25 protein-coding genes, 2 tRNA genes, 1 other RNA gene and 1 riboswitch are annotated in these 26,692 nt (G+C 53.5%); of the genes, 2 read left to right on the forward strand and 26 right to left on the reverse strand.

Going from position 1 to position 26,692, the window contains the following annotated elements:
• Nucleotides 1-94: 94 nt before the first annotated feature.
• From rodA to ACE419_RS01945, 14 genes are all read right to left on the reverse strand, one after another.
• Nucleotides 95-1,201 carry a rod shape-determining protein RodA gene (rodA, locus tag ACE419_RS01880; RefSeq protein WP_432646127.1) on the reverse strand — a complete coding sequence of 369 codons (1,107 nt, stop codon included), beginning with the start codon at nucleotides 1,199-1,201 and terminating at the stop codon, nucleotides 95-97.
• 20 nt (nucleotides 1,202-1,221) lie between these two features.
• Nucleotides 1,222-1,497, reverse strand: a complete 276-nt coding sequence (gene minE, locus ACE419_RS01885) for a cell division topological specificity factor MinE (RefSeq protein ID WP_432646126.1) — start codon at nucleotides 1,495-1,497, stop codon at nucleotides 1,222-1,224.
• Between the two features lie 12 nt (nucleotides 1,498-1,509).
• Nucleotides 1,510-2,301 (reverse strand): septum site-determining protein MinD, encoded by a 792-nt coding sequence (minD, locus tag ACE419_RS01890; protein ID WP_432646125.1) that lies wholly within the window; start codon nucleotides 2,299-2,301, stop codon nucleotides 1,510-1,512.
• Between the two features lie 10 nt (nucleotides 2,302-2,311).
• Nucleotides 2,312-2,962, reverse strand: coding sequence for a septum site-determining protein MinC (gene minC / locus ACE419_RS01895; protein ID WP_432646124.1), 651 nt, complete (start codon nucleotides 2,960-2,962; stop codon nucleotides 2,312-2,314).
• A gap of 46 nt (nucleotides 2,963-3,008) precedes the next feature.
• On the reverse strand, nucleotides 3,009-4,796 hold the full coding sequence (gene mrdA / locus ACE419_RS01900; RefSeq protein WP_432646132.1) for a penicillin-binding protein 2: 1,788 nt from the start codon (nucleotides 4,794-4,796) through the stop codon (nucleotides 3,009-3,011).
• A gap of 81 nt (nucleotides 4,797-4,877) precedes the next feature.
• Nucleotides 4,878-5,369, reverse strand: coding sequence for a rod shape-determining protein MreD (gene mreD, locus ACE419_RS01905; protein ID WP_432646123.1), 492 nt, complete (start codon nucleotides 5,367-5,369; stop codon nucleotides 4,878-4,880).
• Nucleotides 5,366-6,409, reverse strand: coding sequence for a rod shape-determining protein MreC (mreC, locus tag ACE419_RS01910; protein WP_435720976.1), 1,044 nt, complete (start codon nucleotides 6,407-6,409; stop codon nucleotides 5,366-5,368). The genes mreD and mreC overlap by 4 nt, the downstream gene beginning before the upstream one ends.
• On the reverse strand, nucleotides 6,409-7,449 hold the full coding sequence (locus ACE419_RS01915; RefSeq protein WP_435720844.1) for a rod shape-determining protein: 1,041 nt from the start codon (nucleotides 7,447-7,449) through the stop codon (nucleotides 6,409-6,411). The genes mreC and ACE419_RS01915 overlap by 1 nt, the downstream gene beginning before the upstream one ends.
• 107 nt (nucleotides 7,450-7,556) lie before the next feature.
• Nucleotides 7,557-8,246, reverse strand: a complete 690-nt coding sequence (gene radC, locus ACE419_RS01920) for a RadC family protein (protein ID WP_432646120.1) — start codon at nucleotides 8,244-8,246, stop codon at nucleotides 7,557-7,559.
• Nucleotides 8,200-8,805 carry a Maf family protein gene (locus ACE419_RS01925; RefSeq protein ID WP_435720845.1) on the reverse strand — a complete coding sequence of 202 codons (606 nt, stop codon included), beginning with the start codon at nucleotides 8,803-8,805 and terminating at the stop codon, nucleotides 8,200-8,202. Before ACE419_RS01925 ends, radC begins: the two co-directional genes overlap by 47 nt.
• Nucleotides 8,806-8,842: 37 nt before the next feature.
• The gene (locus ACE419_RS01930) at nucleotides 8,843-9,115 is read right to left on the reverse strand and encodes a DUF4321 domain-containing protein (RefSeq protein WP_432646118.1); all 273 of its coding nucleotides are present in this window, start codon (nucleotides 9,113-9,115) and stop codon (nucleotides 8,843-8,845) included.
• A gap of 118 nt (nucleotides 9,116-9,233) precedes the next feature.
• Nucleotides 9,234-10,511 carry an ArsB/NhaD family transporter gene (locus ACE419_RS01935; RefSeq protein ID WP_435720846.1) on the reverse strand — a complete coding sequence of 426 codons (1,278 nt, stop codon included), beginning with the start codon at nucleotides 10,509-10,511 and terminating at the stop codon, nucleotides 9,234-9,236.
• 209 nt (nucleotides 10,512-10,720) lie between these two features.
• Nucleotides 10,721-10,797: transfer RNA gene (locus tag ACE419_RS01940), tRNA-Arg, on the reverse strand.
• Between the two features lie 5 nt (nucleotides 10,798-10,802).
• Nucleotides 10,803-10,879: transfer RNA gene (locus tag ACE419_RS01945), tRNA-Pro, on the reverse strand.
• Between the two features lie 181 nt (nucleotides 10,880-11,060).
• Between ACE419_RS01945 and trpD the strand changes: the two genes are divergently transcribed.
• A complete protein-coding gene (gene trpD / locus ACE419_RS01950) occupies nucleotides 11,061-12,077 on the forward strand; it encodes an anthranilate phosphoribosyltransferase (protein ID WP_435720847.1) in 1,017 nt (338 codons plus the stop codon).
• A gap of 84 nt (nucleotides 12,078-12,161) precedes the next feature.
• Here trpD and codY read toward each other — a convergent pair whose 3' ends face one another.
• The 8 genes from codY to rnpB all read right to left on the reverse strand — a co-directional run bounded on the left by codY (nucleotide 12,162) and on the right by rnpB (nucleotide 21,517).
• Nucleotides 12,162-12,941 carry a GTP-sensing pleiotropic transcriptional regulator CodY gene (gene codY, locus ACE419_RS01955; protein ID WP_295633436.1) on the reverse strand — a complete coding sequence of 260 codons (780 nt, stop codon included), beginning with the start codon at nucleotides 12,939-12,941 and terminating at the stop codon, nucleotides 12,162-12,164.
• 186 nt (nucleotides 12,942-13,127) lie between these two features.
• The gene (hslU, locus tag ACE419_RS01960; RefSeq protein WP_432646115.1) at nucleotides 13,128-14,537 is read right to left on the reverse strand and encodes an ATP-dependent protease ATPase subunit HslU; all 1,410 of its coding nucleotides are present in this window, start codon (nucleotides 14,535-14,537) and stop codon (nucleotides 13,128-13,130) included.
• Nucleotides 14,537-15,085, reverse strand: coding sequence for an ATP-dependent protease subunit HslV (gene hslV / locus ACE419_RS01965; protein ID WP_432646114.1), 549 nt, complete (start codon nucleotides 15,083-15,085; stop codon nucleotides 14,537-14,539). Before hslV ends, hslU begins: the two co-directional genes overlap by 1 nt.
• A gap of 32 nt (nucleotides 15,086-15,117) precedes the next feature.
• Nucleotides 15,118-16,452, reverse strand: a complete 1,335-nt coding sequence (gene trmFO / locus ACE419_RS01970; RefSeq protein ID WP_432646113.1) for a methylenetetrahydrofolate--tRNA-(uracil(54)-C(5))-methyltransferase (FADH(2)-oxidizing) TrmFO — start codon at nucleotides 16,450-16,452, stop codon at nucleotides 15,118-15,120.
• On the reverse strand, nucleotides 16,449-18,779 hold the full coding sequence (gene topA, locus ACE419_RS01975) for a type I DNA topoisomerase (RefSeq protein ID WP_435720848.1): 2,331 nt from the start codon (nucleotides 18,777-18,779) through the stop codon (nucleotides 16,449-16,451). Before topA ends, trmFO begins: the two co-directional genes overlap by 4 nt.
• Complete coding sequence (gene dprA / locus ACE419_RS01980; protein WP_432646111.1) at nucleotides 18,742-19,836, reverse strand: DNA-processing protein DprA; 1,095 nt, start codon at nucleotides 19,834-19,836, stop codon at nucleotides 18,742-18,744. Before dprA ends, topA begins: the two co-directional genes overlap by 38 nt.
• A 293-nt stretch (nucleotides 19,837-20,129) precedes the next feature.
• Nucleotides 20,130-20,783, reverse strand: coding sequence for a C40 family peptidase (locus ACE419_RS01985; protein ID WP_432646131.1), 654 nt, complete (start codon nucleotides 20,781-20,783; stop codon nucleotides 20,130-20,132).
• A gap of 19 nt (nucleotides 20,784-20,802) precedes the next feature.
• Nucleotides 20,803-20,968: riboswitch (cyclic di-AMP (ydaO/yuaA leader) on the reverse strand.
• A 193-nt stretch (nucleotides 20,969-21,161) separates the two neighbouring features.
• Nucleotides 21,162-21,517: RNase P RNA component class A (rnpB, locus tag ACE419_RS01990), an RNA gene on the reverse strand.
• A 197-nt stretch (nucleotides 21,518-21,714) separates the two neighbouring features.
• Here rnpB and deoD point away from each other — a divergent pair.
• Nucleotides 21,715-22,425: a purine-nucleoside phosphorylase gene (gene deoD / locus ACE419_RS01995; RefSeq protein ID WP_432646110.1), complete on the forward strand. Its 711-nt coding sequence runs from the start codon at nucleotides 21,715-21,717 to the stop codon at nucleotides 22,423-22,425.
• Between the two features lie 87 nt (nucleotides 22,426-22,512).
• On the opposite strand, the gene ACE419_RS02000 is transcribed toward deoD, so the two are convergent.
• Genes ACE419_RS02000 through ACE419_RS02015 form a run of 4 tightly spaced genes read right to left on the reverse strand, consistent with a single transcriptional unit; the run spans nucleotide 22,513 to nucleotide 26,672 of the window.
• Nucleotides 22,513-23,904, reverse strand: coding sequence for an aminopeptidase (locus ACE419_RS02000; RefSeq protein ID WP_432646109.1), 1,392 nt, complete (start codon nucleotides 23,902-23,904; stop codon nucleotides 22,513-22,515).
• Between the two features lie 2 nt (nucleotides 23,905-23,906).
• Complete coding sequence (gene dusB / locus ACE419_RS02005) at nucleotides 23,907-24,875, reverse strand: tRNA dihydrouridine synthase DusB (protein WP_432646130.1); 969 nt, start codon at nucleotides 24,873-24,875, stop codon at nucleotides 23,907-23,909.
• Complete coding sequence (locus ACE419_RS02010) at nucleotides 24,862-25,665, reverse strand: type III pantothenate kinase (RefSeq protein WP_432646108.1); 804 nt, start codon at nucleotides 25,663-25,665, stop codon at nucleotides 24,862-24,864. The genes dusB and ACE419_RS02010 overlap by 14 nt, the downstream gene beginning before the upstream one ends.
• 17 nt (nucleotides 25,666-25,682) lie before the next feature.
• Nucleotides 25,683-26,672, reverse strand: coding sequence for a biotin--[acetyl-CoA-carboxylase] ligase (locus tag ACE419_RS02015; protein WP_432646107.1), 990 nt, complete (start codon nucleotides 26,670-26,672; stop codon nucleotides 25,683-25,685).
• Nucleotides 26,673-26,692: the final 20 nt, after the last annotated feature.

A 26,692-nucleotide genomic window follows, 5' to 3' on the forward strand; every position in this document is an offset into this window, starting at 1 on the left:
AATATATATATATATGCGATATCATAATTTCGAAAAAGAAAAAGCCCTCCCCTCTTCGGGAATCGAAACAGGGAAGGCCGGGCACAAGGCCCATTTAAAAGACTAGTTTCTGTTTGCGCCTCTCAATATTGAGCAGGATGGCAATGGACATGATGTTCGTCGTCAGCGAGCTGACACCGTAACTCATGAGCGGCAGCGGGATGCCCGTGACCGGCATGATGCCCATCGTCATGCCGACATTGACGAGCACATGGAAGGCCAGCATCGACGTAATGCCGACGGCCAGCAAACGCCCGAACGTATCGCCGGCGTCGCGCGCCGTCACGATGCCGCGCCAAAGCACGACAAGGTATAGGAGCAGCAGGAACGTCACGCCGACAAACCCGAGTTCCTCGCCGACAACGGCAAAGATAAAGTCCGTATGGTTCTCCGGCAAAAAGTTCAGCTGGCTCTGCGTGCCGCCGAAAAGGCCTTTGCCGAACAGCATGCCCGAACCGATGGCGATTTTCGACTGGATGATGTGGTAGCCGGAGCCCAGCGGGTCAACATTCGGATTCATGAAAACCGTCAGACGCATTTTCTGGTAATCCTTGAGAAAATGCCAGAAAAGAGGGAACGCGGCAATGCCCGCAGCAAAAATACCGCCAAGCAGCTTTTTATTGATGCCCGCCGCATAGACCATGCCAAAGAAAATGGCCATAAAGACCAGCGATGTACCGAGGTCAGGCTGCTTCAGGACCAATAGGAACGGCAGACCGACGTAGGCCGCAACAGGCAGGAGTTCCCTGACACTGTTGAGCTTGCCGACCTTATCGTCGAGCATCGTCGCAATGGAAATAATCATGATGAGTTTGGAGAACTCCGACGGCTGGATGCTGATAGGGCCAATCGTAATCCAGCGCTGCGCGCCGAGTGCCGACTGACCGACGGCCATGACGGCGACAAGCAGGACGAGATTGAAGATGTAGAGCTTATTGCCATAGCCCTGCAGAACTTTGTAATCGAAGTTCATGAGGAAAGCTGCCAAAGCGACATTGACAAGGGCGAAAATACCCTGACGCTGTACGTACCAATAGCGTTCCTCACTCGGCGTATTGATATGCGTCGCACTGCCGATGATGACGAGGCTCATGATGATGATGGCCGCCGTCGCGGCAATGAGAATGTAATCCGTACGGCGCAGATAACGTTTGTTCATCATTGCTTAAGTCTTCTCACTTCTCATTTCTTGCCCGCATCGTGTTTCATGCGGTTCACCGGGATATTCGCTACGAGCGCGACCGAATTGTCGTCGTTTTCGAGCGAAATATCCATATCCTTCTGATTGATATCCATATAATTGGAAATCACCTTGATGATATCATTCTTGAGGTTTTCCATGACTTCCGGCGAGACATTGGCACGGTCATGGATGAGCACGACCTTGAGACGGTCATGCGCAATCTGGCCGGATTTCTCCTTCTTGCCAAAAATCTTTTTGACTAAATTGTCCAGCATGCCTGTCCCTCCTTATGCTCCAAATACGCGGCGCTTGAGTCTCTGGAAAAAGCCTTCCTTCGGGAATTCCATGAACGGGATGTCCTCGCCGCAGATACGGCCGACGATATTGCGGTAAGCCTGACCGGCCAGGGAATTCTCCATCGTGATGCACGGCTCGCCCTTATTCGTGCTCGTGACGACCATCTCATCATCCGGCACCTGACCGATGCAGTCAATCGAGAGGATGTCGTTGATATCGTTCATATCGAGCATATCGCCGCTCTCGACCATCTGCGGACGGATGCGGTTTACGATGAGCTTGATGTCTTCTTTATCGGCACGTGCGAGTTCGCCGATGATCTTATCGGCATCGCGGACAGCCGAAATTTCCGGCATCGTTACGACAATGGCCGTATCCGCCGCGGCAATGGCCGTCTTGAAGCCCTGCTCGATGCCTGCCGGGCAGTCAATGAGAATGTAGTCGAACTCCTTGCGCAGGTCTTCGCAGAGCTTGACAAGCTGTTCCGGATTGACGCTCGTCTTGTCCTTGACCTGAGAAGTCGGCAGCAGGAAAAGGGTTTCGTATTTTTTGTGGCGCACGAGAGCTTTCTTGTACGGCACACGCCCTTCTGCGACGTCGATGAGGTCGTACATGATGCGGTTTTCGAGGCCAAGCAGCAGGTCAAGATTGCGCAGGCCCGTATCCGTATCGACGAGGACTACATTCTTGCCGCGCATGGCAAGGCCTACGCCCAGATTTGCCGTCGTCGTCGTTTTGCCGACACCGCCCTTGCCCGAAGTGATTACATAAACTTTGCTCATACCCCTTATCCTACCTTTCTATCGGTTCAATGACAATCTGTCCATCTTTTATTGAAGCGCGTTCCGCACGCTGTGTCATTTCCATATGGTCAGGCGAGCGCGCGATGAGATTGGCGATGCGGATCTGTGTCGGCATCAGATGATCGGCGATGATGAATGCCTTCGTATCGCCCGCAGCACCGGCATGCACAAGGCCTCGGCAGGTTCCGCGGATATCGATGCTGCCGCCGGCGATGATCTGGGCTCCGGGATTGACGTTGCCGCAGACCAGCACCGAGCTTTCGGTGCGGATTTCCTGACCGCCGCGCAGGGTGCGGTTCACCACGACCATCTCCTGCACACGTTCGTCTTTTTTCTGCACGGCTGCCGCTCTTTCCGGCCGACCTGCTCTTTCTGCAGGTACTTTGGCAGCGGCTGCTTCCTTCGTCAGCGTCCGGCAGATCAGACCATGCTCATGGAAGAGCTTCTGCAGTTTCTCAAATTCTTCCTTTAAAAAGCGTTCTCTCGGTACAAGTACCAAAGTACCGCGCAGGAAAAAGCCGGAGCCCGACTCGAGCTTCTGTTCAATGTGTTTCCAGATGTCATCAAAAGAGGCGTCTTCTGCAAAACTCAGCTGCAGGCCCTTTTTTCCACCTTTGATCTTTACAATCTCATCATGCATGATGGCTGGTGACTCTCCTCTCTATCCACTCTCGCTTTTGCGCCTGTTACTTTTTATCACTGCTGCCGTCCTGATTGAGTCCGAATGCAGCCTCAAGGATCTTGCGTCCGATTGGTACGGCCGACTGCGAACCATAACCGCCGTTCTCGACGATGACGGCCACGACAATATTCGGGTTGTCAAAAGGACCGTAGGCAACAAACCAGCCATGGTCGCGTCCCTGCGAGTTCTCTGCCGTACCGGTCTTACCGGCAATATCGACCGTGAAGCCGCGGAAACTCGACGCAGCGGTACCGTATTTCGTAACGTCGTGCAGACCATCCTGAATGAGCTTGATATCCTCTTCCGGTACATCGAGCTGCGACAGGAGCTCCGGCTGGAAATCCTTGACGACGCTGCCGTCTGGAGCCAGGATACGGTTGACGACATGCGGCTTATAGCGTTTGCCGTCAGCCGCAATCTCCCCCATGACCATCGCGGCCTGCAGCGGTGTCACAAGGTTGAAGCCCTGGCCGATGGCGGCATCGAAGGTCTCCGAAAGATACCATTCGCCATCGTCAAAGTTCTTTTCCTTATAACGGCGGTTGGCAACAAGGCCCGAAGCCTCATAAGGAAGGTCCACGCCCGTCTTCTGGCCGAGGCCGAACATGCGGGCATATTTCTCGAGGCGGTCAATGCCAAGGCGGTTGCCCATTTCATAGAAATAAACGTTATCAGAATGAGCGAGAGCCGAACGGAAATTCAGCCAGCCGAGAGCCTCGCCATCGGCGTTGCCCTTCGGAATCAGCCAGTGATGGCCCGAGTCAAAAATCTGCTCATCCGGTGTGACGACGCCCTCGGTAAGGGCGGCCGTGCCCGTGACGATTTTGAACGTCGACCCCGGCGGATATTCACCCGTGATGGTCTTGTTGTCCATCGGATGATAGGGGTTGTTGTTGAGCTGATTCCAGTCCTTCGCAGAAATGCCATGCGCAAAAAGGTTCGGGTCAAAGGCCGGACGGCTGACCATGGCGAGGATTTCACCTGTCTGTGGGTTCATGACGACAGCCGCAGCAGCATGAGCGCCAATCTGCGTAAGCTGTTCATCCACGGCCTTCTCCGCCGCCTGCTGCAGATTGATATCGATTGTCAGCTCGAGATCATCACCCGGGACCGGCTCCTTGCGGCCGAGAATCTGCACCGGCTTGCCCGATACATCGACTTCGACCTGCTGGCCGCCGTTCTCGCCGCGCAGTTCCTTATCATATACTTTTTCCAGGCCGAATTTACCGATGATATCACCGGACTTATAGCCTTCATCCTTCATTTTTGCCAGCTCGTCATCGTTGATCTCACTGACGTAGCCAAAGGTGTGCGCACCCTCCTGCTTGAGGATGTAATCGCGGATTGGCGTGACTTCGATGACAACGCCGGGATATTGGTTCTTCTGTTCCTCAATAATCGAAACGATATCCGGTGTGACATCCGTCTTGATGCGGATGGGGTTAAAGCCGCTGTGACCGGCAATTTTCTGCCGGATCTCATCTTCCGGCACCTTCAAAAGATCCGAAAGACGCGCAATGACATCATCCGAAATCGGCGCGGTGAGCGGCAGCAGCGAAACCGAGAAACCTGGACGGTTGGTGACGAGGAGCTGTCCGTTGCGGTCATAAAATGTGCCGCGCGGTGCCATCGAAGGCACAATGCGGATGCGGTTGCCGTCAGCCAGAGCCTTGTAATACTCCCCCTGATAAATCTGCAGGTAGGCAGCCCGCCCGATGAGAACGGCAATGACCAGGACCGATATGACCATCAATGTCCGCAATCTGCTGTTGAATTCATCATTATCCAAAATCGAATCTCTCCCATAATGAAAGGCACCCCGCAAGGTGCCTTAATCATTGCCAAAAAATCGTCTGCCGCACTAGGGCCGCCGTCATGCCTTTCCGTATCGTTTCTCGAGTTCATAAGTCAGACGATGAACCGGATAAGCAAATACCAGCTGGTAGATGAGCATTGGCAGCAGCGTATACTCCATATGTCCCATCAGATTAAAGCGATACCCTAATAATAGCATAAGTAACGCCAAAATAAAATAGTTCGCCGTCGTCACCACTAAAGATGCAAAGACCGGCAGGAAAAACTGCTCCTTGAATACCTCATCGGAAAATTTGCCGACAAGATAACCGAGCAGAAGACGCGTAAAAGCATTTATGCCCAGAAATGTGCCGCTGGCAAGGTCCTGCAGAAGACCTGCAGAAAAACCAGCTAATGCGCCGATGCGCGAACCGCGCAGAAAAGCCATCGACGTCGTGAAGAGCAGCAGAAGATCTGCTGTCACGCCATGATAGGCGATGAGCGGCAGCAGCGAGGTCTGAAGCGCATAGAGAATGATGACGAAAAGCGCTGTCACGCCTGCCTTCTTCATTGTGCGCTCCCCTCCCCGTCAGATGAACTGCTTTCCGAGCTCGAGGAATCCGCAGAGGAGTCCGAATCCGAAGAATCGGAAGAATCTCCCTCTCCATTCGCTTCAGCTTCCTGCTCTGCGGCCTGTGCTGCAGGGTCCGTCTCGGTTCCCGGCGTCTGCGGCGGCGTCTTCAAGGGCTCCGGCGGTGCTTCACGCGAAGCCGTGATGACCATGACATCCTCAAGCTTCTGGAAGTCGACAGCCGGCTCAAGAACGGCAATCTTTAAAAGACCGCCCTCGTCGTTGCGCATTTCGGAAACGACGCCGACATTGAGGCCTTTTGGATATACCCCGCCGAAACCGGACGTCACAACTACATCGCCTTCCTCAACATCCGCTGTCTTTGGGATATTGACCATGCGCGGCATGGTCGGATTGTCCATATCGCCCTCAACGATGCCGGCTACACGTGAATCCGCACGCTGTACGAGCGTGCCGACCGACGAGCGCGGGTCGAGGAGCAGCTGGACCTTCGACGAAGTCGGACCGGCCTCGATGATATGACCGACGAGACCTTTATCCGTCACAACAGCCATATCGACGTCAACACCGTCACGCGTGCCGCGGTTGATCTCGATGACACTGGACCAGGTCGCCGATTCACGGCCGATGACCCTTGCGGCCACGAGGTCAAACTGCGTAGCCGTCTGCTTGTACCCAAGCAGGGCACGCAGCCGCTGATTTTCCGCATCGTATTCGCTCGCATGGAGATTTTGGATGCGCAGCTGCTCGACCTCATTGCGCAGCATCTTATTCTGCTGATGCAGCGTGGCAATTTCCCAGATGTTGCTCGTCACGTAGTTGAGCTGACTGCCGACCCACGAAATTGCACGCTGAAAAGGTGTCATGACAATGGACACAGCCTGCTCAGCCACAGGCGCGTGAAAGCGGCCGCGGGCTGAGAAAAATATGATGCAGAACAGGCTGACCAGCACGACAATCAGGATGCCGATTTTTTTGCCCGTTCCCTTTTTATTGTTCTTCCTGTATTTTCCGCTCATCACTGTCTCAGCTTCTTCGAAGTCATGACTACGCGTTTGAGAAGTTCAATATTCTCGAGCGACTTGCCCGTGCCTTCGCCGACACAGGAGAGAGGATCCTCGGCAACGAGGACCGGCATGCCCGTTTCATGAGCCAGCAGCTGGTCGAGGTTTTTGAGGAGTGCACCGCCGCCCGTCATCATGATGCCGTGATCCATGACATCGGCAGCGAGTTCCGGCGGCGTTTTCTCGAGCGTAGCCTTGACGGCATCGACGATCTTGTAAATCGGCTCACCGAGGGCTTCGCGGATTTCCTTAGCCTGAATCGTGATGGTCTTGGGCAGGCCGCTGACGAGGTCGCGTCCGCGGATTTCCATCGAAGTATCCGTTTCCGGCGTCACGATGGCCGTACCGATGTTGATCTTGATTTCCTCTGCCGTGCGCTCGCCAATCATGAGATTGTACATGCGCTTGATGTACTGGACAATGGCAGAATCCATCTCGTCGCCGCCGATGCGGATGGAACGGCTCGTGACGATGCCGCCAAGAGAAATGACGGCGATTTCCGTCGTGCCGCCGCCGATATCGACGACCATATTGCCCGTAGCTTCCTCGACCGGCAGGCCTGCACCGATAGCAGCAGCCATCGGTTCCTCGATGAGATAAGCCTCACGGGCACCAGCCTGCTGTGCTGCATCGATGACAGCACGTTTCTCGACTTCCGTAACACCGGAAGGAACGCCGACCACAACGCGCGGACGTACGAAGGACTTCGTATTCATAGCTTTGCGGATGAAATACTTGAGCATGGCCTGCGTCACGTCAAAATCCGCGATGACACCGTCCTTCATCGGACGAATGGCCACGATGTTGCCAGGCGTACGGCCAATCATCTGCTTGGCCTCATCACCGACAGCCAGAACATCTCCCGTATCACTCTTTATGGCGACAACAGAAGGCTCACGCAGGACAATCCCCCTGCCTTTCACATGGACGAGCGTATTGGCCGTGCCAAGGTCAATACCCATATCGTGAGATAAACCACCAAAAAGACTCCACATTGTACTGATAAACTCCCTTCAGAATTTCTTTATCGAAACAATACATACTATTGTAACACATCTCATAATGGATTGTAATGGCAAAATAGGGGAACGTCAAGATTTATTCAGGAAATCATGCCTTTTTCCTTTAAACTAAGGAAACGATTGTCGCCAAGAATGATGTGGTCCAGCACTGGAATATCCAAAATGCGTCCGGCCTTGACCAAACGGTCCGTGACGGCGAGGTCCTCGCGGCTCGGATTCGGGTCACCGCTGGGATGATTGTGCACGAGGATCATCGAAGCCGCCGCATAGCGGATGGCCATAGAGAAAACTTCGCGCGGATGCACGATGGAGGCCGAAAGACTGCCGATCGAGATATCGCGAAGCCCTAGGATATGATTCTTCGTATTCAAAAGCAGCACGGCAAAATGCTCCTTCTGTTCGTAGCGAAGATGCGGCATCGCAAAATGAGCAGCATCCTCAGGCCCGTGCACAATCTGCACCTTGGCCGCTGCCTTCTGGGAAAGACGCCTGCCAAGTTCCACGGCCGCCAGTATCGTCGCTGCCTTTGAGGGACCGATGCCGCGGATATCCGCAAGATCGGTTACAGACATCTGCACCATCGAGGCCACGCCGCGCTCCTTATACCGGCCGAGCACGGACTCCGCGAGATGCAGTACAGACTGTTCCCTCGTGCCCGTGCGCAAAAGGATGGCCAGAAGCTCGGCATTGCTCAAAGCGGCCGAACCATAGGCAATGAGTTTTTCACGCGGTCTCTCCTCCTCCGGAAGATCCCTTACCATGATTGTCATAAAGATCCACGCCTGCCTTTCCGGCAAGACGGCAGACCGCATAAAGAGGCAGACCGACGACATTGGAAAAAGAACCTGCAATCGAGTCGATGAACGCGGCTGCCTGCCCCTGAATTGCATAGGCTCCGGCCTTGTCAAGAGGCTCTCCTGTATCCACGTACGCAGCAATCTCTTCTTCCGTCATCGGCGCAAAAAAGACACGAGTCGTCTCGACATCCGTGAAGACCTGTCCATCATGAAGCCAGGCTATGCCTGTCGCGACTTCATGTTCACGGCCTGCTAAGGTGCGAAGCATCTTTCTGGCCTCTTCTGCGTCATGCGGCTTGCCAAACACCCTGCCGTCCAAAAAGACGATGGTATCCGCACCGAGCACAGCCTGTCCGGGATATTCCTCAGATACGGCCTTTGCCTTGCGGACGGCATTTTCCACGACGATTTCAGCAGGTGCCAGACTGCCGCCCGTCACTTCCTCTGCCTGACTGACTTTGACGGTGAAACTGGCCTTTATCTGCTGCAGAAGTTCCCTGCGGCGCGGTGAAGCGGATGCCAGAATGAACATATCATTTTCTCCTTTCTTATTTCCTGTAAGAATCCTCTCAATAGCGGCGGTAAAGGACGATGGCCAGAATAATGCCAAGCATGCTCATGAGATTCGGCATAAAGGCCACACCAAGCGTCAGCTTCACCACATAGAGATTGATGGTCACCGGCGTCATATCAAAAATCGGGTATGTCGTCACGAGAAACGGCATGATTCCGGCAAGCGACGGCACATTTTTCAAGAGTTCGCCAAGAATGCCGCCAAGGATTGCGCCAATGATCACGAACAGGATACACATTCCATATCCACGTCCACCAAATTTCGACAAGAGAACCCCTCCAAACAACCAAATAATGTTTACTATTGTACCTATTCTTGCCGAAAACGCGAAATCCTGCCAGCCTCCATAAATAAAAAAGACTCCTCCAAAGAGGAGCCTCATGGCATCAGAGCAGATAACGCAGATAAACGTAAACCGTCGAAATCATGATGGTCATAATCATGATGGGGAAACTGATCTTAAAATAATTGAGGAACGAAATCTTGACGCCGCGGTCCGCTGCCATGCCGGCCACAATGAGGTTTGCCGAAGCGCCGACGAGCGTGCCGTTGCCGCCGAGGCAGGCACCGAGCGACAAGCTCCACCAGACCGGCTCGAGATTATCGACGCCCATGGCTCCCATATTCTGAATCAGCGGAATCATCGTTGCCACGAACGGGATATTGTCGAGAACGGAAGAGACGAGAGCGGAAAGCCAGAGCACGAGAAGCGACGTCTTCGTCACATCGCCCTGCGTCAGAGCGACAGCCTGCGTTGCAAGGTCATTGATGACGCCCGTCTCACTGAGACCGCCGACGGCGACAAACAGACCGATGAAGAAGAAAATCGTTGCCCACTCGACCTTGCGCATCGAAAAATCAACCGCATTCTGACTGCCGCCTGCGAGCAGCAGCAGCAGGAAACCGCCGAAGAGCGCGACGATGGAGGACTCGATGTGCGTAAACGAATGCGTGAAGAAACCGAGAATGGTCAGGGCGAGCACAAAGAGAGAACGCGCCAAAAGCTTCTTATCTTTCAGAGCCTTATTTTCATCCATCTGCATGATTTCAGCCTGCAGTTCCGGCTTCGTGACGAGCTGTTTGCGGTAAAGGACATTCATGACGAAGAGCACGGCCACCATGCAGACGAGGATGACCGGCGTGAGATTTTCAATAAACGCGACAAACGTGAGTTCCTTGACGGCACTGCCGATCATGATATTCGGCGGATCGCCGATGAGCGTAGCCGTGCCGCCGACATTCGAAGCGAGAATCTGCGTGAGCAGGAACGGCACGACGTGAATGTGCAGTTTGCTCGTAATGGCAAACGTAACCGGCACCATCAGAAGGACGGTCGTCACGTTATCGAGGAAGGCTGAAAAGATTGCCGTGATAAAGCCGAGATAAATGAGCAGGCGGCGCGGCTGTGCCTTAGCTGCCTTGGCCGTCTTGATGGCCACATAGTCAAAAAGTCCGGTCTTCGCGGTAATGCTCACGAGAATCATCATGCCGATGAGCAGACCGAGCGTGTTGAAATCAATGTGATGCAGAGCTGTATCAACCGGCATAATGCCGACGATGATCATGATGAGTGCGCCCATCATGGCGACAATGGTGCGATGAACCTTTTCTGAAACAATCAGCATGTACATCAGCACGAAAATAATTGCGGCTAAAGTTTCCATTCCCCAATAGGCCTCCTTGATAAATGAAGTAAATATCATGCGGATTGCAAAAAAATTAGACGGAGCCTGCAGTTGAACAGACTCCGCCTAAAACTTCCGTATGCAATTCACATATGCGAATTATACCATATCAGAATACGATAAGGCAAGAGGAATTTCGTAAAAACAATAAAAAAGCTTCGGTCAAAACCGAAGCTTCATTTTGCAAATGGTGCGTCTGGCAAGATTCGAACCCGCGACCCACGGCTTAGAAGGCCGTTGCTCTATCCAGCTGAGCTACAGACGCAGAAATGGTCGGGATGACAGGATTCGAACCTGCGACATCCTGCTCCCAAAGCAGGCGCGCTACCAAACTGCGCTACATCCCGATGCGTACTATAATAGTATAATGATTCCGCGCTGGATTGTCAATTAAATTTTTCTTTGCAGGCCAAAAATCTTCCGCCCGCAGGATAAAGTTGACAACTTTACATACTAATGATAACGTTATCGTGTAAGTGTTCCAACTCAATCGGAATCATGCTCATTATCGCACGAGGAGGATGTACTATGATCAAAGAAGCCATTGAAAAAATTGTCAGCAAAGAAGATTTGACATACGACGAGGCCTATACCGTCATGAATGAAATCATGAATGGCGAGACCACGCAGGTGCAGAATGCCGCCTATCTTGCCGCACTTTCGACCAAGAGCACCAAGGCCGAAACCATCGACGAGATTTCCGGTTCAGCCATGGCGATGCGCGACCACGCATTGAAAGTCGAACACGATATGGATGTGCTCGATATCGTCGGCACGGGCGGCGACCATGCACACAGCATCAATATCTCAACGACCGCTGCCATGATCATCGCCGCAGCCGGTGTCAAGGTCGCCAAACACGGCAACCGCGCGGCTTCCTCAAAATGCGGTGCGGCCGACTGCCTTGAAGCCCTCGGCGTCAATCTCGACCAGCCGCCGAAAAAAATCGTCGAAGAACTCGACAAAATCGGCCTCTGCTTTATGTTTGCCCAGAAATACCATGCATCGATGAAATACGTCGGTGCCATCCGCAAAGAACTCGGCATCCGCACAGTTTTCAATATCTTAGGCCCGCTGACGAATCCGGCTCATCCGACGCGCATGGTCCTCGGCGTTTACGATGAATACCTGCTTGAACCGCTTGCCAAAGTTCTGCTGACGCTCGGCGTCAAGAACGGCATGGTCATCTACGGTCAGGACTGCCTCGATGAATTCTCCATGAGTGCACCGACGAGCGTCTGCGAATTCAAAAACGGCTGGTACCGCCGCTATACGGTAAAACCGGAGGATTTTGGTTTCACGCGCTGCACGAAAGACGATATCCGCGGCGGCAACCCTGCTGAAAATGCTCAGGTCACGCTCGATATTCTCAAGGGAGCAAAGGGGCCTAAGACCGACATCGTTCTCTTAAATGCCGGCGCTGCCATTTATGTCGGCGGCAAAGCCAAGGACATCGCTGAGGGCATTGAAACCGCACGCCAGCTCATCGCTTCGGGTGCTGCACTCAAAAAGCTTGAAGAATTCAAGCAGCTTTCCAACGCCTAATTTTTTATCTCTGAAACATAACAGGGGAATCCGGCCGCAGCTGGATTCCCCTGTTTGTTATGTTCTATGTTTTTTACATTCCGCTTATTCGTTGCGAAGCTTCTGCACTTCATCGAGCAGATATTCATTGAGGACTTTGATATACGTGCCCTTCATGCCGAGTGATTTCGACGAGATGACACCGGCCGATTCGAATTTGCGCAGGGCATTGACGATGACCGAACGCGTAATCTTGACCTGGTCGGCAATCTTCGAGGCGACGAGCAGGCCTTCCGTGCTGTCCAGAGCAGAAAGGATGGCAAATGCAGCCTTGCGCTCCGAGAACGACAGCGTATTGATGGCAATCTGAACCGTTGCTTTCTTGCGCGCTTCGATTTCAATCTTCTCCGCATGGTCGCGCAGCATCTCCATGCCGACAACCGTAGCACCGTACTCGCAGAGCAGCAGATCATCATCATCGAACTCTTCATCGTATTTTGCGACAATCAGCGTGCCGATGCGCTCACCCACACCGTAAATCGGCACAATGGTCGTATTCTTGCCGTTGAACAGGCATTTCGTATTTTCTTCATAAGCGCACATGCCCGTTTTCGAACGCAGATTGGCATTCGTCTCATCCATGCGCATGAGCCAGTTGACATAGTGCTTCGGGAATTCTCCTTGATCAATGACTTTGTCGATCATGAGGTCGCATTCAAAATCATCGACAAAAGCATAACCATAGATCTTGCCCTTTTTATTCGTGATATAGACATTTGCATTCAGGACATTGCTGAGTACACGGGAAATGCCATCGTATTCTACATTTTCAGAACGCTGAAGCAGACGATTAATCTTACGGGTTTTTTCTAGTAAAGACGACATAATATTCGCTCCTTTGCTCTCCTCTAAAATGGTTTCTGGATAATACTGTTTCATTTTGAACTATATTTAGTTTATCATACTTTTCAAAATAGTCAAAGATACTCTGCTTATTTTTTTCAATTTTTTCGGATAACGCAAAAAAAGAGAAGCAGAATGCAGATAAATTTCTGCACTCTGCTTGTTTTATCAAAGAATAAACTGGGACAAATCGCGGTTGACAACGATATCTGCCAGACGTTTATTGACATAATCGGCATCAATTACAACATCTTTATCCTCAAGTTCCGGTGCATTGAAGCTGATATCCTCAAGGACTTTCTCCAAAAGCGTATGCAGGCGGCGTGCGCCGATATCCTCAGCCTGTTCGTTGACCTCGCAGGCGAGTTCGGCAATGCGGCTGATGGCATCGGGCTTAAAGGTCAGGTTCAGGCCTTCCGTAGCGAGCATGGCTGCATACTGCTTAATCAAGGCATTCTGCGGCTCTGTCAGGATGCGCTCGAAATCCTCCTTGCGCAGGGATTTGAGCTCCACGCGGATAGGAAAGCGGCCCTGCAGCTCTGGGATGAGGTCGGACGGCTTGGCCATATGAAAGGCGCCAGCTGCAATGAAGAGGATGTGGTCCGTGCGGACCGGGCCGTATTTCGTCGAGACCTGCGAACCTTCGACAATCGGCAGGATGTCGCGCTGTACGCCCTCGCGCGAAACGTCCGCACCGGAGCTGTTGCCCTTGACGGCCACTTTATCGATTTCATCGAGGAAAACAATGCCGCTGTACTCCGTGACCTTGACGGCTTCTTCCGCTACGGCTTCCATGTCGATGAGCTTGCCCGCTTCCTCCTGCGTGAAAATCTTGCGGGCCTGTGCGACCGTGACCTTGCGTTTCTTATGACGCTTTGGCATGATGTTGCCGAGCATGTCCTGCAGATTGTCCCCCATGCCCTCAAGGCTCGAGCCCGAGAACATGCCCACGACTGGACGGCGCGTCTCCTCTACGTCAATTTCAATGAGCTCTTTTTCAAGTTCACCCTTCTCGAGGCGTTTGCGGACCCATTCACGGCCTGCCTGATATTTTTTCGGCTCTTCGTCCGCCTTGTCCTTCTCCTCCTCGTCGTCACCGCCAAAGAGACGGCCGAGCGGGTTCTGAGACTTCTTCGGTTCGGGGACAAAGACATCGAGAATGCGCTCCTCGGCCTGTATTTTGGCTTTGTCCTGTACTTCCTCAAGGCGCTGCTGGCGTACCATGCGCACGGCGGCTTCCGTCAGATCGCGGATAATCGACTCAACATCGCGGCCGACATAACCGACTTCCGTGAATTTCGTCGCTTCGACCTTGATGAACGGCGCTTTGACGAGTTTCGCGAGGCGGCGGGCAATCTCCGTTTTGCCGACGCCGGTCGAGCCGATCATGAGAATATTCTTTGGGATGACTTCTTCTTTCATCGTGCCCGTGAGCTGACGGCTGCGCCAGCGGTTGCGCAGGGCAATGGCTACGGAGCGCTTTGCTTCATCCTGACCGACAATGTAGCGGTCGAGTTCTTCGACGATTTCACGCGGTGTCTGCTCGTTGACACCAATCTGTTCCGTAATCTGTTCCATCAGTCCAATTCCTCCACTCTGATATTGTGATTCGTGTAAACGCAGATATCCGCAGCAATTGTCAGGGCTTCCTTCGCAATCTCACTGGCATCCATATCCGTATGCTTGACGAGGGCACGCGCAGCCGACAGGGCAAAGAAGCCGCCCGAACCAATGGCCGCAACATCGCCGTCCGGCTCAATGACTTCGCCATTGCCGGAAAGCATCAAAAGCGTATCCTTGTCGGCCACAAGCAGCAGCGCCTCGAGTTTGCCGAGCATCTTATCCGTGCGCCATTCCTTGGCAAGTTCTACAGCAGCGCGCTGCAGATTGCCGTTATACGATTCCAGTTTGGCCTCGAACTTCTCAAAAAGCGTGAAGGCATCGGCCACGGAGCCGGCAAATCCAGCTAGGACTTTGCCGTGGTAGATGCGGCGCACTTTGCGCGCCGTCGATTTCATGATGGTATTCTGACCAAATGTCACCTGACCATCGCCAGCGATTGCCGTTTTGCCATTCTTGCGCACGGCACAGATGGTCGTAGCATGGAACTGTAATTCTGTACTCATATGCTGTTTTCTCCTTATATTTTATACCTGCATTAGCCCAAAATCTGCGGCTTGAAGGCCTCGATGGCCTGCAAAGCCCTTTCCGCGAGCAGCTGTTTCTTCATCTTTTTATCGCGGATGCGGCGTCCATTCGCGTCGCGCGTCTCCACGGGCGGCAGAATGCCAAAGTTGACATTCATAGGCTGAAAATGCTTGGCTTCACTCGTCGTGATGTAATGGCAGAGTGCACCATGGCAGCTCTCTTCCGGAAAAACGAGCGGCTCTCTGCCCTGCGCGAGGCGCGCTGCGTTAATGCCTGCGACAAGTCCCGACGAGGCGGACTCAATATAGCCCTCAACGCCTGTCATTTGTCCGGCAAACAAAAGGTTGTCCTCTCCCCTGAGCTGCAGCGTCGGACGCATATGCTTTGGGGAATTCAGAAATGTATTGCGGTGCATGACACCGTAACGCAGAAATTCCGCATGCTCAAGCCCCGGGATCATACCAAAGACACGGCGCTGTTCCGGCCATTTGAGGTGCGTCTGAAAGCCGACGATATTATAAAGCGTCGCTCCCGCATTATCCTGGCGCAGCTGTACGACCGCATACGGACGCACGCCCGTCACAGGATGCTCGAGGCCGACTGGCTTCAAAGGGCCGTAAAGCAGCGTATCAATGCCGCGGCTCGCCATGACCTCCACGGGCATGCAGCCTTCAAAGAACTTTTCTTTCTCGAAATCCTTCGTCGGTGCTTTTTCAGCCGTCACGAGCTCATGCCAGAACGCTTCATATTCTTCCTTGTTCATCGGGCAGTTGATATAGGCAGCTTCGCCCTTGCCGTAACGGGAAGCGCGGTATGCCTTCGTCATATCAATGGACTCAAGGCTGACAATCGGGGCAGCTGCATCGTAAAAATACAGCGAATCATTGCCCGTGCGGGCCGCGATATCTTCGGCGAGACTGCCCGCCGTCAGCGGACCGCTGGCCACGATGGTCACGGCATCATCCTGCTGGGGGATCTTGGGGACCTCCTCATGAACAACCGTAATACGCGGATGCTCTGTGACTTTCTGCGTCACGTAATCGCTGAAACCATGGCGGTCCACCGCGAGAGCCCCGCCAGCCGGTACGCGCGTCGCATCGGCCGCTTCCATGATGATGGAGCCAAGGCGGCGCATTTCTTCCTTGAGCACACCAACGGCATTTTCGAGAGAAGCTCCGCGCAGAGAATTGCTGCAGACGAGTTCGGCAAAACCAGCCGTTTTATGAGCCGGCGTCGATTTTTGCGGACGCATCTCGCAGAGCGTGACCTCTGCTCCCTGCTCTGCTGCCTGCCAGGCAGCTTCACTGCCGGCAAGACCTGCTCCGACTATGATGACTTTTTTCATGAATTCTCCTTGCTGTCCTTGCTGTCTTCCTGTACCGCAGCAGCCTCTTTTTCTGCTTCGCGCTTTTTCCTGGCTTCGGCACGCTCGCGCATCTTCTCGAGCTCCTTATTGATGGGGTGGTTGATGCGCGTCTCGCAGTTATCATTGCTACAGTAAAGCATGCCGCGTCCATTCTTGAAATGATGTAAGAGGAGGAAAGCACCGCACTTTTCGCATTTCTGCTGCTGCGGCGTATCCCAGGTCGTATAGTCGCACTGCGGATAATTCTCGCAGCCGTAGAACACGCGGCCGCGGCGCGTGCGGCGCTCGACAATCTTGCCGCCGCACTTTGGGCATTTGACGCCCGTATCCTTTAAGAGCGGCTTCGTATTGCGGCATTCCGGAAAGCCCGGGCAGGCCAGGAATTTTCCGTAACGGCCCTGCTTGACGACCATCAGGCGGCCGCAGCGCTCGCATCTGACATCCGAAACTTCCACCGGAAGCTCCACATGGCCGATGGCTTCGTCCGCTTTTTCAAGGGTCTTTGCAAATGGATCGTAGAATTCCTTGAGCAGCTGATTTTTATGCACTTTGCCCTCAGCGATTTCATCGAGCTCATTTTCAAGATTGGCCGTGAATTTGACATCGACAATATCTTTGAAATATTCCTTGAGCATATCCACGACGACAAAACCGAGTTCTGTCGGCTGAAAATGCTTATCGATGCGCTGTACATAGCCACGGGCCTGAATCGTCTCAATGATTGGCGCATACGTGCTCGGACGCCCGATTTCCTTTTCTTCAAGCGTCTTGACAAGCGAGGCATCGTTATAGCGCGGCGGCGGTTCCGTGAAATGCTGCTGCGGCAGCGTCTTGGCAATGTTCAGTTCATCGCCCTCTGCCATATCCGGCAGCAGGACGTCCTTTTCTTTCTTGGTCGTCTCGGCGCCGGCGTAGACCTTGGTAAAGCCTGCAAATTTCAATCTTGAGCCGTTGGCACGCAGGCCGTAGCGGCTGCCGGCCTTGATGGCAATGGCCATGGTGTCGTAAACAGCCGGTGTCATCTGACTTGCGGCAAAGCGCTGCCATATGAGCGTATAAAGCTTGAGCTGATCCTTGTTCAGATATTTTTCCAAGAGTTCCGGTGTATGTTCGAGGCTCGTCGGACGGATTGCTTCATGCGCATCCTGTGCCTTCTTGCCCGTCACATAAATATTTGGTTTTGCCGGCACATACTCTCCGCCGAAGTGCTCGAGCAGGAAGGATTTGGCTTCATTCTGCGCGAGTTCTGAGATGCGCGTGGAATCCGTGCGCATATAAGTGATCAGACCGGTAGCTCCATGACGGCCAAGCTCAATGCCTTCATAAAGCTGCTGAGCCAGCATCATCGTCTTGCGCGAGATGAAACCAAGCTTGCGCGCAGCATCCTGCTGCAGGGAACTCGTCGTGAACGGCGCAGCCGGTTTTCTCTTGCGTTCGCTGCGCTTGACATTTTCCACAACGAGCTGCTGCGCTGCCAGATCTTCCGTCAGACTCAGGGCCTCTTTTTCATTGTGCAGAACAAACTTCTTGCCGTCATCGTCCTTGACGGCAAGTTTTTTGCCATCTACCTGCGTGAGGTCTGCCTGGAACATTGCGGACTTGCCCTTGCGGAGCTTCAGTCCGACCGTCCAGTATTCATCCGACTTGAAGGCCTGAATTTCCTTTTCACGGTCACAAATCAGGCGGACCGTCACAGACTGCACGCGCCCCGCCGAAAGTCCCTTGCGCACTTTGCGCCAGAGAAGCGGGGAAAGCTTGTAGCCAACGATGCGGTCCAGCATACGGCGTGCCTGCTGCGCATCCACCTGGTCGAGATTGATGGGCCGCGGATGCTTGACAGCCTCCTGAATGGCCGGCTTCGTGATTTCATTGAAGACAATGCGGCAGTCCGAATCCGGATCCAGCCCCAGAATAAAGGCCAAATGCCAGGCAATGGCCTCACCTTCACGGTCCGGGTCGCTTGCCAGATAAATCTTATCGGCATTCTTGGCATCTTTCTTCAACGCCTTGATGAGGTCGCCCTTGCCGCGGATATTGATGTATTTCGGTGCGAAATCATGCTCGACATCGATGCCAAACTGACTTTTCGGCAGATCGCGCAGATGTCCCATCGAAGCGCGCACCATATACTTTCTTCCCAGATATTTTTCGATGGTCTTGGCCTTAGCTGGTGACTCGACAACGACTAATGTTTTCTTTGTCTTCGCCTTGGTTTTCGTTTTTGCTTTTGTCTTTGTTGCAGTACTTGCTTTCGTTGCAGCCAAACCGTCACTCCCTCTCAGCACGCCTGTAGGCGTGCAGTTCATTTTCTATAATCAGTCCCTTCAGCTCCATCTGCAGGAGTGTAAAGGATAGATTCGGCATTTCTCCATCCGGAAGGCTCATGAGGATCTCATCTGCACTGAGCGGATGCTCAAAAGACAGGACCTGATAGACCTTGTGCTCCTCCGCCGTCATCTTCAGCCGTTTTTTTGGTCTCTGTTCGTCAATAAGCCCCAGGTCCTTCAGGATTTCCCCAGCCCTCGTGACCAGCTTCGCTCCCTGCTGAATCAGATGATGACAGCCTTCACTCGTCTTGGAGAAAACACTTCCTGGCAGAGCGTAGACCTCACGCCCCTCATTCAGGGCCATTTCAGCCGTGATGAGCGAGCCGCTGCGCGCGGCTGCTTCCACCACCAGCGTCCCTGATGAGAGCCCGCTGATGATGCGGTTGCGCGCAGGGAAAAAAGCAGGCAAAGGCTGAACACCTGGACCATACTCCGAAATCACAGCGCCCTGCTCCGCGATTTCCGTGAGCAGCCGGCGGTTCTCAGGCGGATAGGCAATATCGATGCCGCAGCCAAGTACAGCCACTGTCCTGCCCGTCTTCAGGGCCCCGCGGTGCGAGCGCGTATCAATGCCGCGCGCTGCCCCGCTGACCACAGTAACACCGGCAGCTGCCAGCTGCTCGCCAAATTCCAGTGCCAGAGCCTCACCATACGGGCTAAGCCGGCGCGAGCCGACCATCGCAATGCGCAGGGCTTTTGGCTGGAGCGCGCCGCGATAGTAAAGTACAGGCGGCGGGGAAAAGATTTCCTTCAATAAATAAGGATAGCATGAATCCAGCATTGTACAGAGATGTACATGACGCTGCTGACAAGCCTCTGCCAAGCGTTCCGGTAAATCCGGCTCTGCCCTGCGGAACGATGTCAGCATCTCAATCAGGCTGGCCGGCATCCTGACCAGACGGTCCATTTCTAGGGCCGGCATGCGCCAAAGTGCTTCGGCATTGGGGCACAGGGAAAGAAGATTTCCCAGACGGCGGCTGCCAAGTCCGGGGCATCTCGCGAGTGCCGCTAAGTAGAAATCCTGCTTTGCATCCATTGCTTCGCCTTCTTCCTGACCTATACGTTATATCATCTTACCCAAAAAAAATGGAATATGCAACCTTTTACTGTAAAATTTCAGAAAAAATATACAGCCAGGCCTGCTATTCTATAAAAAAACCATCCACCTACCGGCAGATGGCTCATACCTCATTCCGTAAACAGTTCATCCCAATAAGCAAAGGCAAACATCAGGATGATCAGGAACAGAAGGAAGAGATCCCCCATGACTCCACCCCCTCTGAAAAAAATAAAAAAAGGGAGAGAGACCTCTGCCCCTCTCCGAAGAAATTACATGACGCGACGGGCACCGATATAGCAGGAACCCCAATAGGAACTGTACAGGGATGCCACCGAAACGCCCTGGCTCGACGATGCATTGATGAAATCGCCATCGCCAAGGTAAATGCCGACGTGCGACGGACCCGGTTCATACGTCGAGAAGAAGACGAGGTCGCCAGGAGCGAGTTCGCTCGTGGAAACGGAATAGCCAACTTCATACTGTGCATCAGCCGTGCGCGGCAGGTAAACACCGGCATTGGCAAATACATAGCGGACGTAACCCGAGCAGTCAAAGCCGTTCGGCGTCGTGCCGCCAAAGACGTACGGAACACCAAGATAATTCATGGAATCCGATACGACGCGGCGTGCGATGGAGTTCGTCGTCGAGCTGACTGCCGGCATCGTCTTGCCGAGCAGGGCTGCATACGTGGAAGGACCGACAAGTCCGTCTGCGTTGATGCCCTGCGTCATCTGGAAGCTCTTGACTGCCTCGACCGTTGCGGGCCCGTAGGCACCGTCTGCCGTGACATCATAGCCCAGATTGGCCAGCTGGCCCTGGATTTCTGCTACATCGCTGCCCTGATCTCCGACGCGGAAAGCTGACGCTCCGGCCACCGAAAACCAGCACATAAGGATCATGGATACTGCGAAAATGATACGCATTGCTTTACTCAAAAAGCCACTCCTCTCTCTGCTCCGCTTACGAGGTTAGCTGCCGGGTTAGGGTAGAGAAGACCACCCTCGCCTATTTCACCATGAAGGCCTCTTGGCCTGACACCGTGAGCCAGACGTTCACCCCAAAAAACTTGGTTCCCCCGCTCCTGGGCTGGACTCAGCTTATTCTTTTAAACCCAATTTCTAAATATATATCATACGACAAAGTCGTCGTACTTCAAAAAATAAGAAGTAAAAAACGATAAAGAGTGCTTCCTTCTGTTTCAAAAATCGTTCGTTCTCATTTCTTTCAGGTTCTTTTCAGATTGACCCCAGACATGAAAACAGGCTGCCAGAAGGGGCAGCCTCGTTGCTTTTTAGGTCGTTGCTATAAGTAATCAATAAGCCGAGTTCTGTTCCGCTTGCGCGGCGACAATCATTTATCTAGGCACGGCAGTTGCCTGCCGGCTCAAGCGACTCAACCCGGAAGGTTCCGCGGGCCGCATCATCCCTTCCCTATTTGGTCTTGCTCCATGTGGGGTTTACCGAAGCCAGCCAGTCACCTGACTGCTGGTGCGCTCTTACCGCACCTTTCCACCCTTACCTGACAAGTCAGGCGGTCTAAATCTCTATGGCACTTTCCCTGAGGTCACCCTCGCTGGACGTTATCCAGCACACTGCCCTGTGGAGCCCGGACTTTCCTCATCAGCCTCAGCGGCTGCCGCGATTGTCCTGACAACTTATATCAACACAATGGATTATACTACTTTAGCACTAATCTGTCAAACCTGCTTCTAAAATGAGCTTAGACGACTTTAAGATGGGACATTTGCCCTTTTCTTTCGGTCCATTTTTCTTTATAATGAGCATATACGATTTAAAATCTTCAGAAAAGAAAATCCTATCCTCTCACGTAAAAGAAAAGAAAGAAGGAACTATCATGAGTACTCCACATATCGCTGCCGAGAAAGGCGAAATCGCAGAACGCATTCTGCTGCCGGGCGATCCGCTGCGCGCCAAATTCATTGCCGAAAATTTCCTCGACAATGCCAAACAGTATACAGGCGTCCGCAATATCCTCGGTTTTACCGGCACGTACAAAGGCGTTCCCGTCTCCGTACAGGGTACGGGCATGGGCATTCCGTCCATTTCCATCTACGTACATGAACTCATCCATGAATTTGGCTGCAAAAAGCTTTTCCGCGTCGGTACCTGCGGTGCCATGCATCCGGACGTTCATCTGCGCGATGTGCTGATTGCCCAGGCTGCCAGCACGGACTCCGGCATCATCCGCAATATCTTTGGCGGTTCCATCAACTACTGCCCGATTGCCGATTATGATCTGCTCTCGAAGGCTGTGGCCAACACGAAGAAGCTCGATCTCAAGGCAACGGTCGGCAACATCATCTCCGTTGACCGCTTCTATGATGATGAAATCGACAACGACAAACTGCGCAAATACGGCATCCTCGCCGTCGAGATGGAAGCTGCAGCCCTCTACACGCTCGCAGCCGAAGCTCATGTACAGGCACTCGCCCTCTTCACCGTCAGCGACCATCTGCTGACTGGCGAGGCCTGCACAGCTGAGGAGCGCCAGACTTCTTTCAATGACATGATCAAGATCGCTCTCGAAACGGCCATCGAAGACTGATTTTAACAAAATAAAATCCCGAACCACCAAGAAGCGTGGTTCGGGATTTTTCATTTCATATGGAAAATCATATGGAGAAAAGAGGCATCAGGCTTCGGCGAGGAAGGCCATATAGCCCTTCTTCACTTCGTAGATATCGATCTTGCTCGTCGCTTCCCACGGCGCGTGCATCGAAAGGACGCCGACGCCGCTGTCGATGACCTGCATGCCGTAAAGGCTCATGATGTAGGCAATCGTACCGCCGCCGCCAAGGTCAACGCGTCCGAGCTCCGCGAGCTGAAAATGGACGTTGTGCTTGTCCATCATGCGGCGGATTTCGCCAAGATATTCAGCATTGGCATCATTTGAGCCCGACTTGCCACGCGCGCCCGTGAATTTATTGAAGACCATGCCGCGGCCAAGATAAGCGACATTCTTCTTATCGTAGGCACTGACATAAAGGGCATCATAGGCACTCGAGACATCGGAAGAGAGCATCTTGGAATTTGCAAGGCAGCGGCGCAGGCCGAGTTCGCTGTACTGGCCGCAGGCATTCATGAGCTCCGCAAGAATGTTTTCAAAGAAATGCGACTGCATGCCCGTAGCACCGACGCTGCCGATCTCTTCCTTGTCGACGAGCAGGCAGCAGGATGTGCGCTTGCGCGGGGCATCGCTCTCGAGCATCGCACGCAGGCTCGTATAAGCGCAGACGCGGTCATCCTGCCCGTAAGCGAGAATCATGCTGCGGTCAAAGCCGAGGTCGCGCGCCCTGCCGGCCGGTACAAGCACGAGCTCTGCCGAGAGAAAATCCTCTTCCTCGATGCCGTACTGATCCTTGATGAGCTTCAGGACGCCGGCCTTTACGGATTCTTTCTCGCCGTCTTTTAACGGATAATTGCCGACGAGGATGTCAAGATCCTCGCCTTCAATGACTTTGGCCGCATTTTTCTTCATCTGCTCCTGCGAAAGATGGATGAGCAGGTCTGTCACGCAGAATACCGGGTCATTTTCGTCTTCGCCGATGCGGATCTCCACGACCGTGCCGTCCTTTTTGACGACCACGCCGTGCAGCGCGAGCGGCAGCGTGACCCACTGATATTTCTTGATGCCGCCGTAATAATGCGTATCGAGGTAAGAAAGTCCCCCATCTTCATAGAGAGGATTCTGCTTGACGTCGAGACGGCAGGTATCGATGTGGGCGCCGAGGATGGCTAAGCCCTTTTCCAGCGGCTCTGAGCCAATCTGAAAGAGCACGATGCTCTTTTTCATATTGACGGCGTAGACTTTGTCGCCTGCCTTGAGCTTCTCGCCGGTCTGCAGGACATCGGCAAGATCCTTATAGCCGGCTGCCTTTGCCTCGCGCACAGCTTCGACAACGCTCTCGCGCTCCGTCTTGCAGTTTGACAGGAAATCACGGTAGCCTGCTGCCAGTTTTTCCAGATTTTCTTTGTCCGCATCCGTATACGAAGACCAGACCGATGCTTTTTCTGTTTCTGCCATATTCAATCATTCCCTTCAAAATATTTCTCAAGTATCGCGACAAAATCCTCGCGCGATACCGCCTTGTTGAAAAGGTCGCGCAGGACCGCACCGTGCACGATGCCGCGCGTGTACCAGGTCGCATGCTTGCGCATCTCGCGCGGCCCGACATAATCGCCCTTGTACATTAAGAGCAGGTCGAGATGGCGCAGAATGACTTCGGCACGCTCTTTCATCGTGGGGCCCGGCAGTTTCTCGCCCGTCTCCAGATAATGCGTAAACTGACGGAAAATCCACGGATTGCCCTGTGCCGCGCGGCCAATCATGACGCCGTCACAGCCCGTCACCTCGCGGATTTTGTCGAGATCCGCAAACGTCCGCACATCGCCATTAGCGATGACCGGAATCTTAACGGCCTCTTTGACCCTGCCGATGATTCCCCAGTCCGCATGGCCCGTGTAAAATTCCTCGCGCGTGCGTCCATGCACGGCAATAGCATCGACGCCTGCAGCCTCGGCGATTTTTGCCATCTCGACGACGTTAACGGAAGTCTCATCCCAGCCCTTGCGCATTTTGACCGTGAACGGCATTTTTACGGCCCTGCGGATGGCCGAGAGAATTGCAAAAGCCTTTTGGGGGTCGCGCATCAAAGCGGAACCCTCGCCGTTCTTGACGATTTTCGGGGCAGGACAGCCCATATTGAAATCGAGGATATCCGCCGTGCCGAGCTCTTCGACAAAGGCAGCAGCCTCAGCTGCCATCTCCGGCGTATTGGCAAAAATCTGCATGGCGAGCGGCCGCTCTTCCTTTTCCGACTGCAGCATAGAAAGCGTCCGCTCATTGCGGAAATGAATGCCCTGCGCCGAAACCATTTCGGCAAAGCACAAAGGACAGCCCATATCATGTGCGATAATGCGGTAAGCCGTATCCGTCACACCGGCCATCGGGGCCAGAAAGACCGGCGTCTTGAACGTAAATTCACCGATCTTCATGATGATGTCCTTTCTGATTGCGTTCATAAAGCACGCGCAGGCCTGTGAGCGTCAGGAAGTGGTCAATTTTATCAATAGTAGAAGATTCCTTCGCGATCATGCGCGCAAGTCCCCCCGTCGCAATGACCTTAACCTCTTCTTCAATGCCATTTTCCTTCATCTCTTTTTTGATGCGGCGGACAATCTCGTCAATCTGGCCGACGTAGCCAAAGATAATGCCGGCCTGCATGCCCTGTATCGTATTGCGGCAGATGATGTTCTTGGGCGGCACGAGTTCAATGCGCGGCAGCTGCGCCGCGCGCTGGAAAAGTGCCTCTGAGCTCGTGCCGATGCCCGGCGCAATGACGCCACCGAGAAAATCGCCGTTGGCAGCCACGACATCAAAGGTCGTAGCCGTGCCAATATCGATGACGATGAGAGGCCCGCCGTACTGCTCATGCGCACCGACGACATTGACGATGCGGTCGGCCCCAATGGAGCGCGGATTCTCATAGTGAAGGCGTATGCCCGTCTTGATGCCGGGACCGACGATGAGCGGACGCAGGTGAAAGTAACGCTCACACATCTTGATAAACGGCACGACAAGCGGCGGTACCACAGAAGAAATGATGATGGCATGGATATCTGCCATCTCGATGCCCTGATACTGAAACAGGCTGTTGATGAGCATGCCGTATTCGTCGCCTGTCTTCTGGCGGTCTGTTGAAATGCGCCAATGCTTGCAGAGTTCCCTGCCCTCATACGTTCCCATGGCGATATTCGTATTGCCGATATCTAAAACTAATAACAAAATAATCCCCCTGTAAGTCAGTACGTTTCTCCATGCTGCGGACGGATCGAGACGTCGCCGGCAAGGACGCGCCGGCGTCCCTCGGGCGTATCAACGAGAAGAGCCCCCTCCTCGTCAATATCAACGGCCTTGCCGGTAAAGACATCATTCGTGCGTGCGCCAATGACGCGCACATCCTGTCCGAGCGTGATGCTGTAATGACGCCATTCATTGAATACATCGGCAAAACCATCCTGTTCTGCCTTGCTGTAAAGGTCGTCCATGGCTTCGAGTACGGCGCGGAAAAACGGCACGCGCGGAATTTTTTCGCCCTTCATGATGGCCAGCGACGATGCCTTGGCGCGGATTTCCGGCGGAAAATCCTCTTCTTCTATATTGACGTTGATGCCCGTACCGATGATGACGTAGTGGATGCGTTCCATCTCTGCACTCATCTCCGTCAGGATGCCCACGAGTTTTTTCCCCTGATAAAGTACGTCATTCGGCCATTTAATCTGCGCCTTAAGACCAAATTTTTCCATTGCCCTCGCAACGGCCACAGCTGACAGCAGCGTGCATTTTGGCGCGTCCTGCGGCAAAAAGCTCGGGCGCAGAATGACAGAAAACCAAATGCCCTTGCCCTTTGGTGAAAAGAAGGGACGTTCGAGGCGGCCGCGGCCGCTGCCCTGCTCTTCTGCCACGACAACGGTGCCGTCAGGCGCGCCCTGCGCAGCAAGGCGTTTGGCCTCAAGATTCGTCGAGTCAATTTTATCGTAAAAATAAATTTTTTTGCCAAGGCACTTTGTCTTTAAGCCATGCTGGATTTCTTCCGGCAGCAAGAGATCCGGAGCGGTCTGCAGGGCATAGCCGCTGCGCGAATGGCTGACAATGTCGTAGCCCTCGCGGCGCAGCTCCTGAATGTGTTTCCAGACCGCCGTGCGTGAAACACCGAGACGTCTGGCCATCTCCTCACCGGATATATAAGAATCGCCTGCTTCCCTCAGCAGGGCCAATATTTTCGAGCGCAACTGCGCCACCTCCTCATTTG

Source organism: Mitsuokella apri (assembly GCF_047974105.1).
Classification (GTDB): Bacteria; Bacillota; Negativicutes; order Selenomonadales; family Selenomonadaceae; genus Mitsuokella.

Excerpts from the sequence above, each read along its gene's own strand:
- ACE419_RS01935 (WP_435720846.1), bottom strand. The coding sequence starts at position 10,511 with ATGGAAACTTTAGCCGCAATTATTTTCGTGCTGATGTACATGCTGATT.
- ACE419_RS01985 (WP_432646131.1), bottom strand. The coding sequence starts at position 20,783 with ATGCGTATCATTTTCGCAGTATCCATGATCCTTATGTGCTGGTTTTCG.
- minC (WP_432646124.1), bottom strand. The coding sequence starts at position 2,962 with ATGCATGATGAGATTGTAAAGATCAAAGGTGGAAAAAAGGGCCTGCAG.
- radC (WP_432646120.1), bottom strand. The coding sequence starts at position 8,246 with ATGACAATCATGGTAAGGGATCTTCCGGAGGAGGAGAGACCGCGTGAA.
- topA (WP_435720848.1), bottom strand. The coding sequence starts at position 18,779 with ATGAACTGCACGCCTACAGGCGTGCTGAGAGGGAGTGACGGTTTGGCT.
- trmFO (WP_432646113.1), bottom strand. The coding sequence starts at position 16,452 with ATGAAAAAAGTCATCATAGTCGGAGCAGGTCTTGCCGGCAGTGAAGCT.
- trpD (WP_435720847.1), top strand. The coding sequence starts at position 11,061 with ATGATCAAAGAAGCCATTGAAAAAATTGTCAGCAAAGAAGATTTGACA.
- minD (WP_432646125.1), bottom strand. The coding sequence starts at position 2,301 with ATGAGCAAAGTTTATGTAATCACTTCGGGCAAGGGCGGTGTCGGCAAA.
- rodA (WP_432646127.1), bottom strand. The coding sequence starts at position 1,201 with ATGATGAACAAACGTTATCTGCGCCGTACGGATTACATTCTCATTGCC.
- ACE419_RS02000 (WP_432646109.1), bottom strand. The coding sequence starts at position 23,904 with ATGGCAGAAACAGAAAAAGCATCGGTCTGGTCTTCGTATACGGATGCG.
- ACE419_RS01925 (WP_435720845.1), bottom strand. The coding sequence starts at position 8,805 with ATGTTCATTCTGGCATCCGCTTCACCGCGCCGCAGGGAACTTCTGCAG.
- hslV (WP_432646114.1), bottom strand. The coding sequence starts at position 15,085 with ATGAGTACAGAATTACAGTTCCATGCTACGACCATCTGTGCCGTGCGC.
- hslU (WP_432646115.1), bottom strand. The coding sequence starts at position 14,537 with ATGGAACAGATTACGGAACAGATTGGTGTCAACGAGCAGACACCGCGT.
- deoD (WP_432646110.1), top strand. The coding sequence starts at position 21,715 with ATGAGTACTCCACATATCGCTGCCGAGAAAGGCGAAATCGCAGAACGC.
- dusB (WP_432646130.1), bottom strand. The coding sequence starts at position 24,875 with ATGAAGATCGGTGAATTTACGTTCAAGACGCCGGTCTTTCTGGCCCCG.
- mreD (WP_432646123.1), bottom strand. The coding sequence starts at position 5,369 with ATGAAGAAGGCAGGCGTGACAGCGCTTTTCGTCATCATTCTCTATGCG.
- ACE419_RS01915 (WP_435720844.1), bottom strand. The coding sequence starts at position 7,449 with ATGTGGAGTCTTTTTGGTGGTTTATCTCACGATATGGGTATTGACCTT.
- minE (WP_432646126.1), bottom strand. The coding sequence starts at position 1,497 with ATGCTGGACAATTTAGTCAAAAAGATTTTTGGCAAGAAGGAGAAATCC.
- dprA (WP_432646111.1), bottom strand. The coding sequence starts at position 19,836 with ATGGATGCAAAGCAGGATTTCTACTTAGCGGCACTCGCGAGATGCCCC.
- mreC (WP_435720976.1), bottom strand. The coding sequence starts at position 6,409 with ATGAGCGGAAAATACAGGAAGAACAATAAAAAGGGAACGGGCAAAAAA.
- codY (WP_295633436.1), bottom strand. The coding sequence starts at position 12,941 with ATGTCGTCTTTACTAGAAAAAACCCGTAAGATTAATCGTCTGCTTCAG.